Below are 17973 nucleotides of genomic sequence, written 5' to 3'. Positions count from 1 at the left end.
CTATGGGCGGATTCGCATGATAGGGCATCACTGTTCGAGATTGGTGGTGACCATCAGTTCGCGTTCGTGCGGATCGTCGCGCACGATGGTCATCAGCGCCTCGTCGATGGGCGTGGCGTCCGCGGCGCGGTCGTTGACCTTCCACGAGACCGCGTACAGGGTTTCGTCGGCGGGCGGCTGCTGGGGGTTGAGCAGGGCCACGGGGATGCCGGCCTCGCGGGCCTGGCCCAAGACCTCGTCCCATGATTGCGCCGTCTCGTCGGTGACGGCCAGACCGCTGACCACCACCACGTCGACCGCACGGGCGACCATATCGAGCACGGCGCTCTGCGCGGTCTGGGTGGTGTCGTTCACGGATTCCACGGAGGCGTACGCGGTGGCGATGCCGCCCGTATCCAACGCGTCCAGCACCAGCCGGTCCGTGGCGATGTCGCCGCTGCCGACCAGTCCGGCTTTGGTGTCGGCCCGCCGGTTCGCGTCATGCTCCACTCGAGGCTGAATTTCCTTGGCGTCGCCGACCGCGGCGTTCGGAGGCACGCAGGCGGCCAACGACAGCGCCGCGGCCACGCACGCCGACGTTCCGAGGATTCGTCTGATTGCTGCTATGGCACGCATACTCACCTGCGGAACAGGGCGACGGTTTCGACATGGTGCGTCATCGGATAGATGTCGTAGGCGCGGATATCCACCAGACGGTAGCCCTGCTCGATCAGGGTCGCGGTGTCGCGGGCGAGGCTGGCCGGATCGCAGGCCACGTAGACGATGGCCCGCGGGTTGGCCGCGGCGATCTGCCGGCAGACTTTGGCGCGCGCGCCGGCACGCGGCGGGTCGAGCACCACCACATCCGGATGTTCCAGATGCGCGGGGACCCGGTTCAAAGTAGCCATCACGTCGCCGCATCGCGCGTCGACATCGGAAAGATCCATACGCCGCAGATTGCGCTGCGCGTGCTTCACCGCGGTTTTCGAGCCTTCGACGCTGAGCACGCGCGTGCGTTCGGCGACGCGCGTGGCCAGCGGAAGGGTGAACAGGCCGGAACCGGAGTACAGATCCCACAGGCAGGCGGCGGCCGCGCCATCCAACTCCCGCTTGACCAGATCGATCACATGATTGGCGAGCGCCACCGGCGCTTGGCGGTGCACCTGCCAGAAGCCGTTGGCATCGACCTCGTAGGCGAAGTCATGCCCGTCGATGCGGGCGATTTCGGTGAGCGTGCGCGAGCCGGCCACCGGTTCGCCGTCGACGAGCACGGCGTAGTTCGAGCCAACCACGGCGTTCTCCATACGCGGCTCGGGCACCGAAATACGAATCTGTGCGCCCGGCTCGTAGCCGCCGTTCCACACATGCTCTGATTCGGCCACGTCGAGCAGCGTTTTAGTGGCCAACGGCATGGTGTCCAGCGGCACGCGCACATGCGTGCCCCGCCGGCGCATCGAGGGCATGCCGTTCTCGTCGGAGATCATTTCGATGCGGGTGCGCCAATGCAGTCCGCCCAGCTCCTCGTCGCCTTCCGCGCGTTCGATGGGCACCGCCACCTCCACATGCCCAAGACGGCTCATCTGCTCGGACACGGTGACGGCCTTCCACGTGAGCTGCCCTTCCAGACCCACATGCACCAGATCCGCGCCGCCGCAGCCGCCGCCCATCGCCAACGGTCCAGCCAAAGGCCAGACCGGATCGACGCGGTCCTTGCTGGCTTCGATCACGTCGACGACCTCGCCGGTCCAGAACCGCTCGTCACGGTCGCAGGGCTCGTCGAGTTTCACCCGCACCAGTTCGCCGGGCAGGGCGAAGCGCACGAAGACCACGCGTCCGTCGATATGGCCGACGCAACGGCCTTGGTCGGCGTATCGTTCGATTCGGATTTCGGCTTCCATAGGGTTTCCCTCTCAGCGCTCCGCCGCAGATGCGTATGCGACGGAAACGTCTTGTCGTGGTGGTCAGTCGGAGGTCTCGGGCTCATCGGCGGCGGGTGGGGACGCCGAGGCCTTGGCGTTGTGCCGATGCAAGGGTGTGGCGATGATGAGATAGGACACCCAGATGGCCAACGCCCAGAAGGGAATGCCCATCAGCAGTCGGGCGGTGCCCAGCAGCGCCACGTTATTCGTCAGATACAACGGCACCTGCACCGCCAGCCGCGCGACGAACAGTCCCATCCACAGGGCGGTGACGATCATATACGCGCGTTTGAGCGCGGCATCATCCATCCAGTCGTGGAACCATGCGCGGAAATGCTCGGTGGGCAGCTGGCGGATGAATTCGACCACAAGCCCCAGTCCCGGCACCCGGGCGATCAGCGACGCCGCCAACAGCACGGCGTACACCGCATTGGTGAGAAAGCCGAACATATAGTAGTCGCGCGCCTCATGCGTGCGCCACGCCCAAATCAGGCAGATGCCCACCGCGACCATGCCGCTGACCGCGCCCATCACGGACTGGCGTTGGATCAGACGGACGATCACCTGCACCACGGCCAGAGCCGCGGAGACGCCGATCGTGAGGTTCAGGTCGGAGGTCGCCACGAAGAGCACGACGAACACGAATCCCGGCAGCATCGACTCCACGACGCCGCGGGGACCGCCGATCGCGTCGAGAACGGAGAAATCCTCGTCGGCGTCGGCGCTCGCCAACGCGCCCAAGCCGGTGCGTTTCTTAGGTTCAGAATTCATGGTTGTCATAAGGATGGCTCCGTCACGTGACAGCCCACTGGGCTGTCACGCTCCTCGCGTGCGGCGTTCGGTTCGATATAAGGATGGCTCCGTCACATGACAGCCCACTGGGCTGTCACGCTCCTCGCGTGCGCTGACCTTGTGTCTTTCCTTTGGAAAGACGGGTCAGCGCACCTCAGAGAACATCGGGCCGCGGGACAGGGTGGTTTTCACTTCGGTCTGCTGGTCCTGGTCGAACGGGCCCTTGGGCTGGTCGGGGATGTTCTTGAGATGCTTGCCGTCCGCGTTCTCGCCTTCCTCGCCTTCGGCCTTGGCTTTGGCGGCCTTGCGTTCGGCCGGAGAGACGGGCGGATGCATGGGGATGAGATCGCGCGGGGCGAGCGGCTCCTCGCCGCGTTCCACCACGATGTCGGCGAAGAAACGGTTCAGGGCCTCGGTTTCGTCGGCGTCAGCGTCGACGGCGGCCTTGCCGGAGAAGATGCCGCGAAGCATCCAACGCGGGCCGTCCACGCCGACGATGCGGGTGGTGACGGTGCGTCCGCCCTTGACGTGGACGGGAAGCTTCAGTTCGGTGCCGAACACGCCCTCCGCCTCGCTGGCGGTGGAGTTGGCCTCCAGAAGGTCGGCACGAACCTCGTCCCACAATCCCATGCTCTTGGGCGCGGCGAAGGCTTCGATCTCCAAGCTGGAGGAGCCGTAGGTGATGGTGGCGCCGAGGATCTGCTTCGAGGAGCGGTTGGCCTTGATGCGCAGTTCGATGCCCTTGAGGAACGGCAGATAGTAGGCGCCCAGATCGAGGTAGTCGTCGTAGTCGGGCACGTCCTCGTCGTTCACGTCCCACGGGCCTTGGGTCTCGCCGCGGCCCTCGTAGGACGCGGAGGGCTCGGGCAGCACGACGATGCCGTCGACCGATTCGCCGTCGTCGGGTTCGGTGTTCTCGGCCAGTTCGTCGTCGGCCTTCACCTCATCGTCGACGACCGCGTCATCCTTGGCCTTCTTCTTGCCGAATCCAAACAGTCCCATTGGTTATCCTTGTTTCAGTAGGGCGGTGTGGTGCAACCGTGACAAGCCTAGCACTTACGCTTGGAAACACCTGAATATTCATCCATGGTTGCAACGCTTTAACCATTTGGGCATTGCCGTCGACGGGATTCCAACGTTTTGAAGGTCCATGTGGTTACAGCGTTGTCGAGAACGGTTCTCACACGTCGTAGGTGACGCTTAACGGCGCGTGGTCGGACCATCGGGCCTCGTAGGTGGGCGCTTTGTCGATCACGAAGCCGCGCGCGGTCTGCGCGAGCTCCGGCGTGGCGAACTGGTAGTCGAGACGCCAGCCCACATTGTTGTCGAAGGCGCGTCCGCGCTGGCTCCACCACGTGTACGGGCCTTGGATCTCGCCGGCGAGGTCGCGCATCACATCCACGAACTCGTACTCCCCCAGCCAGCGGTCCACATAGGCGCGCTCTTCGGGCAGGAATCCGGCGTGCTTCTCGTTGGCTTTCGCGTTTTTGATGTCGAGCGGCGTGTGGGCGATGTTGAAATCGCCGCACAGCACGGCCTGCCTGCCGCCGCCGGCAGCCTCGTCGCGCAGTTCGCCCAACCTCGCGAGCATCGCGTCGAGGAAGCGGTATTTCTGCTCCATTTTGACCGGATCGTCCGTGTTGCCGGCGTGCACGTACACGCATGCGACGGTCAGCCCATAGCCCTGCGGCGTGGTCACGTCCGTCTCGATCCATCGTCCGGAGTCCACATCCTCGTTCAGTCCGGCGAGTCCGTATCGGGTGGCGGTGACGGGCAGGGCGCTCAGCAGGCCGACTCCGGCGCGGCCTTTGACGCGGCACACCTCGTTGACGCGCGTGAGTTCGCCGGGAGCGGCTATGCGTCCGGCCGCCATGTAGCCGAAGGCGAAGGCGTCGTAGATCGGATCGATCTCCTCCTGCGGCGCACGCACCTCCTGCATGCACCACACGTCGGGCGTGTTGCGCTCCGCCCATTCCTCGATGCCTTTGCGCCGGGCCGCGCGGATGCCGTTCACATTCGAAGTGGTGATGGTGATCATGGCACACGACCTTAGCAGCGAGACGCGATACCGCCCGCAGATACGAGCGGACCCCGGCTCCTCCAATCGGGGAACCGGGGTCCGTCAGAAGACGCCTGACCGGGCGGATCAGTCCAGACCGAGCTGGAGCTTGCCGCCGGGGATGGCGTCGAGCAGATCCTGCGTGTACTGCATCTTCGGATGCTCGAAGACCTCGTCGGTGGTGGCGTGCTCGACGAGCCTGCCATGCTGCATCACCACGACCTCGTCGGCGATCTGGCGCACCACGGCCAGATCGTGGGTGATGAACAGGTAGCTCAGGCCCTTTTCGGCCTGCAGGTCGTTGAGCAGACGCAGCACCTGGTCCTGCACGAGCACGTCGAGGGCAGAGACAGCCTCGTCGCACACGATCACATCCGGGTCGAGCGCCATGGCGCGCGCGATGGCGATGCGCTGGCGCTGGCCGCCGGACAGCTCGTTGGGGTAACGTCCCATCACGGACTCGGGCATCTCCACCATCTCGAGCAGTTCGCGCACACGGTCGCGGCGGCTCTTCTTGTCGCCGATGCCGTGGATGCGCAACGGCTCCTCGATGGAGCGGTAGATCGAATACATCGGGTCGAGCGAGCCGTAGGGGTTCTGGAACACCGGCTGCACGTGGCGGCGGAAGTCCAGCAGCTCCTTGCCTTTGAATCCGGCGATGTCGCGTCCCTCGTAGGTCACGGTGCCGGCCGTGGGCTCGAGCAGCTTCAACACCATGTTCGCCACGGTGGACTTGCCCGAGCCGGACTCGCCCACGATGGCCATGGTGGTGCCGCGCTTAACGGAGAACGACACGTCGTCCACCGCCTTGAACAGCTCCTTCTTGCGCGGGAGCTTGAACTCCTTGGTCAGATGGTCGACGACGATGATGTTCTCGCTCTTCTCGAGCTGGGCCTCGTCGGTGACGTGGTGCTCCATCAGCTTCGACGCGTCCTCGCCGCGTTCCTTCGCGGAGATGATGCGCTGCGAGGCGAGCGAGGGCGCCGCCGCGACCAGACGCTTGGTGTAGGGGTGCTGCGGATGCTGCAGCACCTCGAGGGAGGGGCCGGATTCGACGACCTGGCCCTTGTACATCACGACGATGTGCTGGGCGCGTTCGGCCGCGAGTCCCAGATCGTGGGTGATGAACAGCACGGCGGTGCCGAGCGAGTCGGTCAGGTCGTGCAGGTGGTCGAGGATGCGCTTCTGCACGGTCACGTCGAGCGCGGAGGTCGGCTCGTCGGCGATCAGCAGATCGGGGCGGCAGGCCAGGCCGATGGCGATCAGCGCGCGCTGGCGCATGCCACCGGAGAACTCGTGCGGGAACTGGCGCGCGCGGGTGGCCGCGTCAGGCAGGCCGGCCTCGGAGAGCAGGCCGGCGATGCGGTCCTCCATGGTGGAGCCGGTCACATACTGCTTGGCGATGGCCCAAGCCTTCTCATCGGCCACGCCGGCCTTGATGAGGTCGTCGGCCACGCGCCAGCGGGTTTCGGAGCCCGGAACCCATTCCTCGGCGAAGTACTTCATCGAGTTCTCGGCGCGTTCGCCGGCCAGGCCCACTTCGACGATGGCGGCCTTGGCGGCCTCCATCAGCGCGGGCAGCTCCTTGGATCCGATGAAGGTCTCGTCGTCGTTGCCTTGGATCTCGACCTCGTCGCCGGCAAGCGCCTGGGCCAGGGCGGCGCGCTTCTCGTGGGCCACGTCCATGCCGTTGGCCGTGAGCGCCTCCTTGACCTGGGTGCCGATGCGCCACACCGGGTTGAGGTTGCTCATCGGATCCTGGGGCACCAGACCCATTTTGGAGCCGCGCAGCTTGTCGAATTCCTTCTGTTTGAAGCCGGAGATCTCCTGGCCGTCGAGCTTGATGGAACCGCCGACCACCTTGCCGGTGCCGGGCAGCAGGCCCAGCACGGCCATGGCCGAGGTGGACTTGCCCGAGCCGGACTCGCCCACGATGGCCACCCACTGGCCGGGATAGACGCTGAAGGAGGCGTTGCGCACGGCGTGCACGGAGCGCTTGTCGTCGGTGGTGAAGTCGACCTGAAGGTCCTTGACCTCGAGCAGGGGCCCCTGCTGGCGCTGCAGCTCCTCGATGGTGATGGCGTTCTTGGTGTTGTGCGTTGTTTCGCTCATCGTTTCCTCCGATCAGGCCGTACGGCTCTTGGGATCCAGCGCGTCCTTGACGGCGTCGCCCATCATGATGAAGGCGAGCACGGTGATGGCCAGCGCGGCGGACGGGTAGAACAGCACGGCGGGGTTGGTGCGCAGCAGACTGCGGGCGCTGGAGATGTCGGCGCCCCAGCTGACCACGGTGGTGGGCAGGCCCAGACCGAGGAAGCTCAGCGTGGCTTCGGAGACGATGTAGGAGCCGAGCGAGGTGGTGGCGATCACGATGACCGGCGCCAACGCGTTGGGCACCACATGGCGTGCGAGATTGCGCAGCGGCGTGGAACCGAGCGCCGTGGAGGCCGTGTTGAACTCGAGGTTCTTCGCCTCCATCACGGAGCCGCGGGCGATGCGGGCGAACGACACCCAGCCGAAAAGCGCCAGCACGAGCACGACCTTCCAGATCGAGTCGGAGGTGCGGAACATCTGCAGCACGACGATGGCGCCCAGCAGGAACGGGATCGCGTAGAAGATGTCGGTGATGCGGCTGAGCAGCGCGTCGACCCATCCGCCGAAGAAACCGGCGAGAGCGCCGATGACGCCGCCGACGATGGCGACGATGATTGTGGTCAGGATGCCGACGCTCACCGAGGTGCGCGCGCCGTAGATCACGCGGGCGTACACGTCGCAACCTTGCAGATCGTAGCCGAAGGGATGGCCGGCCGAGGCCGGATCCTGCGAGAAGTTCAGATCGCAATAGGTCGGATCCTGCTTGGTGAACAGCTGCGGGAACAGCGCCACGATGAGGATGAAGATGATCAGGATGCCCGAGATGATGAACAGCGGATTCTTACGCAGCGTGCGCCACGCGTCGGCCCACATGCTGGTGGCCGGCGCGGACTCGTCCACGGAGTCGACCTGCTGCAGCGGGGTCTCTTCGATGGGCGCCACATAGCGCTCCTGTCCGGGCAACGCCTTGCCTGCGGGGGGGGGAAAGTCGAATTGTTCATGGTTTCGTCCGTCATTGTTCCTCCCCTTGTCACGCGTACCGGATGCGCGGGTCGAGCACCGCGTAGAGCATATCGACGATCAGGTTGCACACCACGAAGATGAGCACCAGCAGGGTCACCGTGGAGACCACGATGTTGCTTTCGCCTTTGAGGATGCTCTGATAGAGCAGATAGCCGACGCCGTGGATGTTGAAGATGGTCTCCGAGATCATCGCGCCGCCCATCAGCGCGCCGAGGTCGGCGCCCAGGTAGGTGACGACGGGGATCAGCGAGTTGCGCAGGATATGGCGGGCGATCACGCTTTTGTTGCTCATGCCCTTGGCGCGGGCGGTGCGCACGTAGTCCTCGGCGATGTTGGAGGAGACCTCGGTGCGGGTCAGTCGGATGATGTAGGCCATCGACACGGAGCCGAGCACCATGGCCGGCATGAGCAGGTCGATGAAGCCCGGGTCACTGCCGGCTGTCACGGGCAACAGGCCCCACTTGACGCCGACGAAGTACTGCAGCACGAAGCCGGTGACGAAGGTCGGCACGGAGATGAGCAGCAGGGAGACGACGAGGATGACGGTGTCGTACCACTTGCCCTTCTTCAAGCCGGAGATGATGCCGAAGACCACACCGAAGATCGCCTCGAAAACGAAGGCCATAAGCGCGAGCTTGATGGTGACGGGGAACGCGCGCCCGATCTCGCCGATCACCGGCTGGCCGGAGAACGTCTTGCCGAAGTCGAGCGTCAGCGCGTTCTTGAGGAACAGCAGGTATTGGACGATGAACGGTTTGTCCAGATTGTATTCGGCTCGAATCTGCGCGGCGACCGCTTCGTTCACCGGCTTGCTGCCGAACATCGCGGCCACCGGATCGCCGGGAAGCGCGAAGACCAGCGCGTAGATCAGCAGCGTGGTGCCCAGCACAACCGGGATCATCTGCAGAATGCGCCGCAGGAGGTATCTGCCCATGGGCCCTCTCCTTTTCACATGATGTCGTAAGTGGATCGGATGACCGTCCCATGCATGCCGCGCGTTCCTCCATGGAACGCATGACCTGCATGACGACGGCCAGCCATTGACTGCATGAAAGTGTACCAGTTCATAGGACGTATGAAACTGTAAAAACCCAAAACGGGGAAACAAGGACTATCCTCATCTCCCCGTTTTGGATTTCTGATGGCTGTCGTCAGGCCTCGAATTCAAGACCTGGACGGGCCTGGCTCACTTGGTGAGCTGGTAGTAGACCGGCAGGTTCTTCCAGTTGAAGGTCAGACCGTTCACGCCGAGGGCGGCGACGCCGTTGGCGTTGCTGTAGTACAGCGGGACGGCGGGCATGTCCTCGAAGAGGATCTGCTCGGCCTGCTGGTACAGGGCGTTGGCGGACTCGGTGTCGGGAGCGGAGGCGGCCTGAGAGATCAGCGCGTCGAACTCGGGGTTCTTGTAGTCGCCATCGTTCGAGCCCAAGCCATCGGCAGCGGAGGACGCATACAGCGGCTTGAGGTAGTTCTCGGCGGACGGGTAGTCGGGCTGCCAACCGGTACGGAAGGCGGATTCCATGGTGCGGTTGGAGATGGACTCACGGAACTCGGAGAAGGTGGCGATCGGGTTGGTCTCGCAGGTGATGCCCAGAGTGTTGGTGATGGAGTTCACGATCGCGTCGTAGATCGGCTTGGCGCCACCATCGGCGTTGTAGGCGATGGTGAGCTTGTCGTTGTCGTTGTCCCACGCGTTGATGGCGTTGGCCTGCTCCCACAGCTCCTTGGCGGCGTCGGCGTCGTAGGTGAGCACCTCGCTGCCTTCGAGGGAGTCGGAGTAGCCCGGCATCGCCGGAGCGGTGAAGTCGGTGGCGGGGGTGCCGACGCCATTGAGCACCTTGTCGACGATGTTCTGACGGTCGATGGCGCGGGAGATGGCCTGGCGACGCAGGTGGCCCTCCTCGTCGTCGGCGAAGTGCTCCAGATCGGACGGGAAGGTGAAGGTCTGGATCACGGAGCCGGCCTCGTTGTAGGCCTGGACGGTCTCATCGGTTTCGAAGGTGGCGGTGGCGGAGGACGGCACGGACTCCATCACGTCGAGGTTGCCGGCCTGCACGTCGGCGTAACCGGCCTCGACATCGGTGTAAACCTTGAAGGTCACGCCGTTGTTCTGCGCGGGAGCGACGCCCTTGTAGTCGTCGTTCTTGACGAGGGCGATCTCGGAATCATGCGTCCAGTGGTCCAGCTTGTACTGGCCATTGCCCATCGGGTTCTCGCCGAAGGCCTCCGGGTCGTCGTAGAAGGACTCGGGCAGCGGGGCGAAGGCGGTGTAGCCCACCTGGATCGGGAAGGTGGAGCTCGGCTCGATGAGCTTGACGGTGAAGGTGGTGTCGTCCACCACGGTCAGGCCGGAGAGCTGCTCGGTGCCGTCGAGGTTCTCGGTGTCCTGCAGGTCCTCATAGCCTTCGATGATGTTGAAGAAGCCGGAGTTGACCATGCCGTTGGCGGCGTTGGCCACGTAGCTCCAGGCCTTGGTGAAGGACTCGGCGGTGACGGGGGTGCCGTCGGTGAAGGTCCAGCCGTCCTCAAGGGTGACGGTGTATTCGGTGTTGTCCTCGTTCGGCTCGATGGACTCGGCGACCTCGTTCTCGGCGTTGCCTTCGGCGTCGAAGGCGACGAGCTTGGCGAACAGCAGATCGATCGGGTTGCCGCCGCAGGTCTCGTTGGTGTTGCCCGGGATCAGCGGGTTCTGCGGCTCGCAGCCGTAGGCAGTGATGATGCGCTCAGCAGCAGGCCGGTGGCGCAGACCGCGGCGGCGAAAGCGAGAGCTTTCTTCTTCATATGGTTTCTCCTATTCATTGGATTGCGGGGATTCGCACCCCGCTTCACGCAAAAATGGGGCTCCGCCGGTTGTGCCAGCGCCACCCCTTTGCTTGATTGATTGTCAATTGTGCCGCACAAGCGCGACAGGCACAATCGCCATCTCGAAATATGCCCGTTGCATGGCGATATTTCGTTTTTTCCGAAAGTCTCATAACGAATTCACGCGGAAAACCCACGAATCCCGCAGGTTGATATGGCACCTCTGCCGGAGACATCCGGCACCGCCAACGAAGCGAGCCGCCGTCAATGTTACTGTTATGTTAATTCTCCTTCCATAGAACGCCGCCTTTCGCGCTCCGCGTAGGCCAATCGCTCACGAAAGGTGCCACACGATGAACGTCAACGCCTCGAACAATCCCCTTACCGACATACGCGATGCCGACATGCTGATGCGCATGTTCGCCGACGCGCTGGGCCCCTTCGACCTGCGCGACGGACGCGCGGCCTTGGCGGAGTGCGCGCGCCACGCGGCGATGCTGCGCCGTGAGATGGACTGGACCCGCGCGTTGCCCGATGACGTGTTCGTGCATTATGTGGCATGGCCGCGGGTCAACAACGAGCGTCTCGTCCCCTGCCGCGAGCGGATCTGGATGGAGCTGCGAGACCGCGTCCAAGGCTTGGATATGGAGCGCGCCGCCATCGAGGCGAACTATTGGTGCGCCGAGCATGTGACCTACGCGCCCACCGACGGGCGGACCATCTCGCCGGCCGGCGCATTGAACCGCGGCGTCGGCCGGTGCGGCGAGGAGTCGACGCTGCTGGTCACCGCGTTGCGCTCGATCGGCATCCCCGCCCGGCAAATCTACACGCCGCGTTGGGCGCACTGCGACGACAACCACGCCTGGGTCGAGGCGCGCATCGACGGCGTATGGCGGTTCATGGGCGCCTGCGAGCCGGAGGAGCGGCTCGACCGCGGCTGGTTCGACCGCGCCGCCACCCGCGCGATGCTGGTGCATACGCGCGTGTTCAGCGACTATTCGTGCGGCAATGTGAACGTCTCGCGTTCGGCCGGCGGCGACGGGTACGAACTGTTGGAGAACGTGACCGACCATTACGCGCCCGTCACACGGCTTACGGTGCGCGTCATGCAGGCGGACAGCGTGACGCCGGCGCGAGGGGCGACGGTGTCGTTCCAACTGCTCAACATGGCCGAATACTCGACGATCGCCGCCCTCGACACGGACGATTCGGGGACGGTGTCGCTGACGTTGGGCAAAGGCTCCGTACGCGTGCACGCCGCATATGGCGACCGCTTCGCCGAAACGACGCTGGACACGGCACGGGTCTCCTCGGTGACGCTCACATTGGACGACGAGGCCTCCGCCCCGGACGGATGGCGGCTGACGGATCTGACCGCGCCGGTCTCGAACGCCTCGCGTGCCCAACGGTTGACCGCCGACGAACGCGCCCGCGGTGCGGCGCGGGCCGCGCGGGCGGAGGCCATGCGCGTGGCCCGATTGGAGGATTTCGCGCGGCTTTCGAACACCGGCGACGCCCGTATGGACGGGCTTCTGGCCGAGGCCGGCGGCAACTGGCCGACGGTCAGCGCCTTCCTGATCGCCGACGATGACGCCGACCGTCTCGAACTGGTGCGGGCATTGCGCGGCAAGGATCTGGCCGATGTGACCGGTATGCAGTTGCGTGATGCCTACGAATGCGCCAAGGTTGTGAGAACCGACACGTTCTCGCGTTGGCTGGCCGACATGGATGACGACGAGGCGCGCGGAATCTGGCGCGGGTACGTGCTCAACGCCCGGGTGGACGACGAGGAGCTGACCGAACACCGACTCATGCTGCACAACCGTCTCACGGCCGACGAGCGGAAGCGCCTGCGGACCGACCCGCAGGCGTTGTACCGGATGTTGGCCGATTTGGACGAATCGATGGCCGGATCTTCCACGGCACCGCCCGATCCGGACGCGGCCGCGCCAGCGCACAACGCGCTGACACTCGCGCTGCCGTTGGATATCCGGGACACGCCTTTGCGCCGCGCCATCGCCTTCGTACGCGCGTGCCGCGCGCTGGGCGTGCCCGCCAGACTCGACCCCCAGAACCGACTGCCGCAATACTTCGACGGATCGGATTGGCGAACCGTTCCACAGACCTCGCCTGACCGCAAGACTGGAGCCGCATCGCAGGCGATCCCATCCCCGACGGTCGCCCAGCCTGCGGTCCTGCGGCTGCGCGCCGGCGAGCGCACCGCGCCCCGCTACGCCGCGGATTGGACTCTGGGCAGGCTATGCCGGACCGACCACGGCTTGGATTACACGTCGCTGGATCTCACCGACCGTCCGTGGCGCGACGGATGTATGACGGTGACGTTGGACGCCGGACGGTATCGCCTCATCACCACCACCCGTCTGCCCAACGGCAACCAGCTGGCCGCCGAGCGCGTGTTCGACGTCGTCGAAGGCGACGTGGCGGATATCGAACTGCTGTGGCGCGAGCCGCGCGAGGACGAGCTGGTGAACCGCATCGAACTGGAGGAGGTTGCGCTCACCGCGGACGATGGCGCGAAACGCACCCTGCGCGGTCTTATGGACGAGCATGGGCGGGCCGGATCGCCGGCGGTGTTGTGCGTGCTCGACGCGAACGGCTCCGAGCCCAGCATCCATGTGCTCGACGAGCTGCGCGCGTATCAGGAGCGTGTCGGAGCGGCGGGCGAGACGGAAGGCCCTCAGCTGATCGTCGCGACCTGCCCGGGCGACACATCGCCGGCGAAGGCGATCGTCGACCAGCTGGACCGCCTACCCCTGCCGGTCACATGCTACGGCTGCGAGGCGGCGAGCGCCGAACGGCTGGCGCGCATCACCTTCGTCGATCCGGAGAAGCTGCCGCTGCTGGTCGTGGCGCATGTCGAGCGCGCGAAGACGGTCGCCACCTACGCGTGCAGCGGATACAGCGTGGGATCCGTGGAGCTGGCCGTCCGCTTGGCCTCGCGGTAAGCCGTGCGAACGACGCACGGGTGCGTTTGATTCACCCCCGTCGCTTCGACTGGTCGAATGCCCCCTACGCGCGGGGGAAGGCCTGTCCGTAGCGGGCTTTGAGCTGTTCGATGGACACATGCGTGTACCGCTGCGTGGTGCGCAGCGAGGAGTGGCCGAGCATCTCCTGCACCTCGCGCAGATCGGCGCCGCCGTCCAACAGATGGGTGGCGGCGCTATGGCGCAAGGCGTGCGGGCTGATGTCGGGCACGCCGGCCTCACGCGCGGCCCGATGCACCACCTCGCGCGCGACGCGTTGGTCAAGACGGGCGCCACGCTGGCCCACGAACAGCGCGTCGCCCGCGTTATCCGAGCCTCGTGTCTTATGCGAGGACTCACGCGCCGCCTGAACCATGGCGGGCCTCCCACGCTCCACCCAATCCTCCAAGGCGTGCGAGGCGGGCACGCCGAAGGGCACCACCCGCTGCTTGTTGCCTTTGCCCGTCACCTTCAACGTATGGCTGTCGAAATCCACATCATCGACGTTCAGCCCCACCAATTCGGCCACGCGGATGCCCGTGGCGTACAGCAGTTCGAGAATCGCCGCGTCACGCAGCGCGACCGGAGAGGATTCGTGGGGGTCGCGCCGTATTATGGCCGCGGCGGAACGCTCGGGATTCTCCGTAGGCGAGCCCAGGAGCCGTTCGGCCTGCGATTCGGTGAGCACCGTGGGCAGCGTGTCGGGGATTTTCGGGGTCATCAGCGTGGCGGCCGGGTCGGCGGTGGTGACGCCATGGTCGTGCGCCCATGCGAAGAACCCGCGGACCGCCACCGTTTTGCGCGCCATGCTGCTGCGCGCGTGCGAACGCGACGCGTGGGCCATCCAGCCACGCAGATCCTCCAGCGTGACTTCGGATAGGTTTTCGATACCTCGTGATTCCAGCAGTTGCAGGCATTCCCCCACATCGGTGCCATACGCTTTGCGCGTGTTCTCGCTCAATCCCCGATTCGCTTTGAGATAGGAGAGATATTCGCGCAGCTGCTCGTCGAAACGCATGGCCTCGTCTCCCCTCCCCTGGTGTTCACATCATCCGCCAGCTTACCCGAGTATTCTGATGAGTAATCGGACGTCGCCGTTGCGAAAGGGGACCATCATGGCGCTGCCACAGGAAATACCGTCGGGATCGCGCATCGTGGTGCGGGTGATCGACGGGGTCGACCCGACCGACCACCGCACCAAATTCCGTGATTTCGTGGGTCATGTGCGCTCTTGGGACGGCCACACGCTCGAACTGACGCGGGACGCGGCGGCCAACGGTTCCCGCCCCGCTCAGCGTGTGTCCATCGAAGCCGACACCATCGCCACCATCAAACCCGTTCCCGAACGTCCGAATCCCCGCCCGTGACGTCGGTGTCGGATTCATAACGTTCGAGGCGTGAGCGGATGGCCACGCGCGCCTCATACTCGCCGTCGATGGCGACGATATGCTCGCCGCGTGCGGCCGATGCCAGCAAAGCCTGTTGCCAACCGTCATGGGGAATCGACAGTCGCGTTGTGTCGGCGTCCGTATGATTCGCGGCGGCCTCACCCATCGTCGTCTGCGCGTTCACTGCCGCCTTGTAGTCCCTGAACGGCTGGCCCGCGGCGAAGAATTCCGTCAATGCGTCCGCGTCCCCGTCATGCAGCTGGTCGGCCACGGCGTTGAGACGCGCGGCCATATGGCGCAGCAGGGTTTCGACGTTGGCCGCGTCCTCTTCGATCATCGCTCGCGTGCGGAGCGGATCGGTAAGCGCCACGCGCGTCATATCGCGCCATGAGCCGGCTGCCAGCGCGGCGGCGATATTGCGGATGGGGTCGCCCACCAGTTCGTTGATCAGCGCGGTGGCGACCGCGTGCGGCATGTGGGAGATCAGCGCGGCGGCGCGGTCATGGGTGTCGTCGTCGAGGACGATCGCCTGGTCTCCCACCGCGTCGACGACGAACCGGGCCACGGTGAGGAAACGATCATACGCCGTGTTCGCGTCGACGGTGATCGCCCACAAGGCGTCATCGTAGAGATGCGGGTCGGCCGCGCTCCAGCCGGAACGCTCGTTGCCGGCCATCGGATGCGCGCCCACATACCGATTCCCCAAGCCGGCGGCCTCGACCTGTTCACGCACCATGCCTTTGACGCTGCCCACATCGGTGAGCGTGACGTTCGGGCATGCGTCCAGCAGCGGCTTGAGTTCGGCGAGGATGGCGGGCATGGCCTTAAGCGGATTGCACAGCACCACCACGTCGGGGTTCGCGCCCACAAGCCCGGCGAGCGAATCCTCGCAGATGATGCCGTCGTGGCGCGCCTGCTCGTACGGATGCGGGCGGTGGTTCCATGCCACCACCGTCCGTCCGCGGTCGACCAGCCTGCGGGCGAGCGATCCGCCGATCAGTCCGAGTCCGACCACGCCGATGACGGATGGGGTGTCTGCCGATGGCGCTCGATGTTCGATGGCGTTCGTCTCCTCTACCACAGCAGCTCCTTTCTCACCGCGTCGTCATGGTCGAATCCTTCGGGCAGACGCGCCTCGTCGAGATGCACGCCGCCTTGGGGCAGCATCCAATCGTCGACCGGCGGGTTCGGCCTCTCCCGGCGTGGATACACGGCGAGGGTTTTCACCCAGTCACCATGCTCGGCCACTTCGGTGAGCACGCTCTGGAAGCGCTGCTGCCATGGCGCGGCGTCGATGGTGACGATGAAGCTGTAGGTGCCGTCATGGCCTTTGATCGGGCGGGAGATGAAGCTGGTCATGTTCAGTCCGGCGTCGCGCAGCACGTCGAGCAGGTCGGCCAGCACGCCCGGACCGGTGCTTAGGGGAATGAAGGTGATGATGGTCTCGTATTCGGCCACCTCATCCTCGCGCGCGTGGGCGAGCAGTTCCATCACCGTCGTACGCGGGGCGAGCACCAGGAACTCGGTGTGGGCGCCCTGATAGTCCTGCACTCCTTTGGCGACGGTGCGCAGACCGTACAGCGGTCCGCAGATGCTTGGGCCGAACGCCATCTGTCCGGGTTTGAGGTCGCGGCAGGCGGCGGCGTTGGAGCTGGCCGGCTCGGGCACCAGACCGTATTCGGCGATGAAGCGTTTGCATTGGGCGAGGCCGTGCGAGTGGGCGCTGACGGTGGCGCCGCGCAGGGCGCGGAGAGTGGCGTCGTCGAGTGGTTCGGCGGGTGAGATTCCTCGACTGCGCTCGGAATGACGGGAGGGGGACTCATCGGAAAGACGGGAGGGGGACTCGTTGGAAAGACGGTCGGACTGGTCGCGTACGAAGGCGTCGAAGGCGATGTCGACGCCGACGCGGGCGAAGCCGGCGATGTCGCGCGCGTCGATCAGCGCGTCGAGATTCGGCACCACATAGCCCTCGACGTTGTTCTCCCACGCGATCACCCCCCAGGACTCCCCCGCTTCCACGGCCCGCATAATCGACGGCACATCGGGCGCGGCGATCAGTTCTGGGCGCGCGCCCTCAAACAGGTGCGCAAGCATATCGGCCGCGGTTATGGCCGCCTGATGCGTGAAGGTGCCCTCCGGACCCAAATAGGTCAGCGTTATTCCAGTCATAGGCCTCACTGTACCTGCTCGCGGGCGTGCCGCGCATCCAGACACCCGCATCCGCGGACATCACTTCACCTGAGTTTCCGCCTGCGGTTTGCTTATCCGGGCATACGCACTCGCGGATATCACCGCGGCAGCTTGTGGGTCGGACTATTGCTCGTCGATGGCTGGTTGGGCATCGTCATGGATTTCCGGCTCTTGGGCGATGACGGTTCTGGGAGGAACCGTAAACCAGCGTCGGGGCATCGCCACCATCACCACCTGCAGCGCGATCAGGCCGTACAGCCAGATATATCCCGCGTGTTCGCTGAAAAACGGCATTTCGGAGCTGAATCCGGCCACGATCAGCACGTTGGAGCTGGTGGCGCTCATCGCCACGCCCCACGCGGTGGCCGACGAGGCGATAAGATGCAATGCCAGTCCGCTGACGCCGAGCCTGGCCCGCGCGCACCATGCCGACAGTCCCATAATCACGAAGGCCAGCGCAAGACCATAGGGGATGTTGGACGAGGCGCCCATGCGATGGGCCAAGGTGCCGATCAGAGCCGCGCCGGCACCCGCAAGCAGGGTGACGGCGATGCGCACCGCGGCGTTCTGGCGGTGGCTCCATGGCAGCAGGGCGTTCTCGGAGGCGGTGTCGGATTGAGTCATATCCGTCAGTGTAGCGCCCCCATAACAAAAGCATCCTCCCTTTTCCAAGAGAGGATGCTGAATGTGAGGCCGCGACGGCAGGCTGAACGATCAGTTTTGCTGAGCGTTCTGCTGAACCG

Annotated in this window: 13 protein-coding genes and 2 pseudogenes; 2 read left to right on the top strand and 13 right to left on the bottom strand. The window is 65.2% G+C overall.

Annotated elements, in window-relative coordinates; all coding sequences use genetic code 11:
- Positions 1 to 27: 27 nt before the first annotated feature.
- From BE0216_RS11610 to BE0216_RS11570, 9 genes and pseudogenes are all read right to left on the bottom strand, one after another.
- Positions 28 to 615, bottom strand: coding sequence for a hypothetical protein (locus BE0216_RS11610; RefSeq protein WP_094637087.1), 588 nt, complete (start codon positions 613 to 615; stop codon positions 28 to 30).
- 2 nt (positions 616 to 617) lie between these two features.
- Positions 618 to 1877, bottom strand: coding sequence for a class I SAM-dependent RNA methyltransferase (locus BE0216_RS11605; protein ID WP_094637086.1), 1260 nt, complete (start codon positions 1875 to 1877; stop codon positions 618 to 620).
- Positions 1878 to 1940: 63 nt separating this feature from the next.
- Entirely contained in the window at positions 1941 to 2669 is a 729-nt protein-coding gene (locus BE0216_RS11600; RefSeq protein WP_094637194.1) for a DUF3159 domain-containing protein, read from the bottom strand.
- A gap of 165 nt (positions 2670 to 2834) precedes the next feature.
- A complete protein-coding gene (locus BE0216_RS11595) occupies positions 2835 to 3692 on the bottom strand; it encodes a DUF3710 domain-containing protein (protein WP_094637085.1) in 858 nt (285 codons plus the stop codon).
- Positions 3693 to 3870: 178 nt separating this feature from the next.
- On the bottom strand, positions 3871 to 4728 hold the full coding sequence (locus BE0216_RS11590) for an exodeoxyribonuclease III (RefSeq protein ID WP_094637084.1): 858 nt from the start codon (positions 4726 to 4728) through the stop codon (positions 3871 to 3873).
- 108 nt (positions 4729 to 4836) lie between these two features.
- Positions 4837 to 6861, bottom strand: a complete 2025-nt coding sequence (locus tag BE0216_RS11585) for a dipeptide ABC transporter ATP-binding protein (protein ID WP_094637083.1) — start codon at positions 6859 to 6861, stop codon at positions 4837 to 4839.
- Between the two features lie 12 nt (positions 6862 to 6873).
- Positions 6874 to 7806 (bottom strand): ABC transporter permease, encoded by a 933-nt coding sequence (locus tag BE0216_RS11580; RefSeq protein WP_094637082.1) that lies wholly within the window; start codon positions 7804 to 7806, stop codon positions 6874 to 6876.
- 67 nt (positions 7807 to 7873) lie between these two features.
- Positions 7874 to 8800 carry an ABC transporter permease gene (locus BE0216_RS11575; RefSeq protein WP_094637081.1) on the bottom strand — a complete coding sequence of 309 codons (927 nt, stop codon included), beginning with the start codon at positions 8798 to 8800 and terminating at the stop codon, positions 7874 to 7876.
- Positions 8801 to 9052: 252 nt separating this feature from the next.
- A pseudogene (locus BE0216_RS11570) lies at positions 9053 to 10647 on the bottom strand (peptide ABC transporter substrate-binding protein).
- A gap of 374 nt (positions 10648 to 11021) precedes the next feature.
- Between BE0216_RS11570 and BE0216_RS11565 the strand changes: the two are divergent.
- The gene (locus tag BE0216_RS11565; protein WP_094637080.1) at positions 11022 to 13634 is read left to right on the top strand and encodes a transglutaminase-like domain-containing protein; all 2613 of its coding nucleotides are present in this window, start codon (positions 11022 to 11024) and stop codon (positions 13632 to 13634) included.
- Between the two features lie 64 nt (positions 13635 to 13698).
- Here BE0216_RS11565 and BE0216_RS11560 read toward each other — a convergent pair whose 3' ends face one another.
- Complete coding sequence (locus tag BE0216_RS11560) at positions 13699 to 14670, bottom strand: tyrosine recombinase XerC (RefSeq protein ID WP_094637079.1); 972 nt, start codon at positions 14668 to 14670, stop codon at positions 13699 to 13701.
- Positions 14671 to 14767: 97 nt separating this feature from the next.
- On the opposite strand from BE0216_RS11560, the gene BE0216_RS11555 reads away from it, so the two are divergent.
- Positions 14768 to 15019, top strand: a complete 252-nt coding sequence (locus BE0216_RS11555; protein ID WP_094637078.1) for a DUF6725 family protein — start codon at positions 14768 to 14770, stop codon at positions 15017 to 15019.
- 25 nt (positions 15020 to 15044) lie between these two features.
- On the opposite strand, the pseudogene BE0216_RS11550 reads toward BE0216_RS11555, so the two are convergent.
- The 3 genes and pseudogenes from BE0216_RS11550 to BE0216_RS11540 all read right to left on the bottom strand — a co-directional run.
- Positions 15045 to 16121, bottom strand: a pseudogene (locus BE0216_RS11550) (prephenate dehydrogenase); the annotation flags it as partial.
- A complete protein-coding gene (locus BE0216_RS11545; protein ID WP_094637077.1) occupies positions 16115 to 17209 on the bottom strand; it encodes a prephenate dehydratase in 1095 nt (364 codons plus the stop codon). The pseudogene BE0216_RS11550 and the gene BE0216_RS11545, both read right to left, overlap by 7 nt.
- Positions 17210 to 17353: 144 nt before the next feature.
- The gene (locus BE0216_RS11540) at positions 17354 to 17854 is read right to left on the bottom strand and encodes an alcohol dehydrogenase (protein ID WP_094637076.1); all 501 of its coding nucleotides are present in this window, start codon (positions 17852 to 17854) and stop codon (positions 17354 to 17356) included.
- Positions 17855 to 17973: the final 119 nt, after the last annotated feature.

The sequence above is a fragment of the Bifidobacterium eulemuris genome (genome assembly GCF_014898155.1).
In the GTDB taxonomy this organism is placed as follows: domain Bacteria; phylum Actinomycetota; class Actinomycetes; order Actinomycetales; family Bifidobacteriaceae; genus Bifidobacterium; species Bifidobacterium eulemuris.
This window is presented reverse-complemented; position numbering and strand designations above follow the sequence as displayed.

Excerpts from the sequence above, each read along its gene's own strand:
- BE0216_RS11610 (WP_094637087.1), bottom strand. The coding sequence starts at position 615 with ATGCGTGCCATAGCAGCAATCAGACGAATCCTCGGAACGTCGGCGTGC.
- BE0216_RS11605 (WP_094637086.1), bottom strand. The coding sequence starts at position 1,877 with ATGGAAGCCGAAATCCGAATCGAACGATACGCCGACCAAGGCCGTTGC.
- BE0216_RS11600 (WP_094637194.1), bottom strand. The coding sequence starts at position 2,669 with ATGAATTCTGAACCTAAGAAACGCACCGGCTTGGGCGCGTTGGCGAGC.
- BE0216_RS11595 (WP_094637085.1), bottom strand. The coding sequence starts at position 3,692 with ATGGGACTGTTTGGATTCGGCAAGAAGAAGGCCAAGGATGACGCGGTC.
- BE0216_RS11590 (WP_094637084.1), bottom strand. The coding sequence starts at position 4,728 with ATGATCACCATCACCACTTCGAATGTGAACGGCATCCGCGCGGCCCGG.
- BE0216_RS11585 (WP_094637083.1), bottom strand. The coding sequence starts at position 6,861 with ATGAGCGAAACAACGCACAACACCAAGAACGCCATCACCATCGAGGAG.
- BE0216_RS11575 (WP_094637081.1), bottom strand. The coding sequence starts at position 8,800 with ATGGGCAGATACCTCCTGCGGCGCATTCTGCAGATGATCCCGGTTGTG.
- BE0216_RS11565 (WP_094637080.1), top strand. The coding sequence starts at position 11,022 with ATGAACGTCAACGCCTCGAACAATCCCCTTACCGACATACGCGATGCC.
- BE0216_RS11560 (WP_094637079.1), bottom strand. The coding sequence starts at position 14,670 with ATGCGTTTCGACGAGCAGCTGCGCGAATATCTCTCCTATCTCAAAGCG.
- BE0216_RS11555 (WP_094637078.1), top strand. The coding sequence starts at position 14,768 with ATGGCGCTGCCACAGGAAATACCGTCGGGATCGCGCATCGTGGTGCGG.
- BE0216_RS11545 (WP_094637077.1), bottom strand. The coding sequence starts at position 17,209 with ATGACTGGAATAACGCTGACCTATTTGGGTCCGGAGGGCACCTTCACG.
- BE0216_RS11540 (WP_094637076.1), bottom strand. The coding sequence starts at position 17,854 with ATGACTCAATCCGACACCGCCTCCGAGAACGCCCTGCTGCCATGGAGC.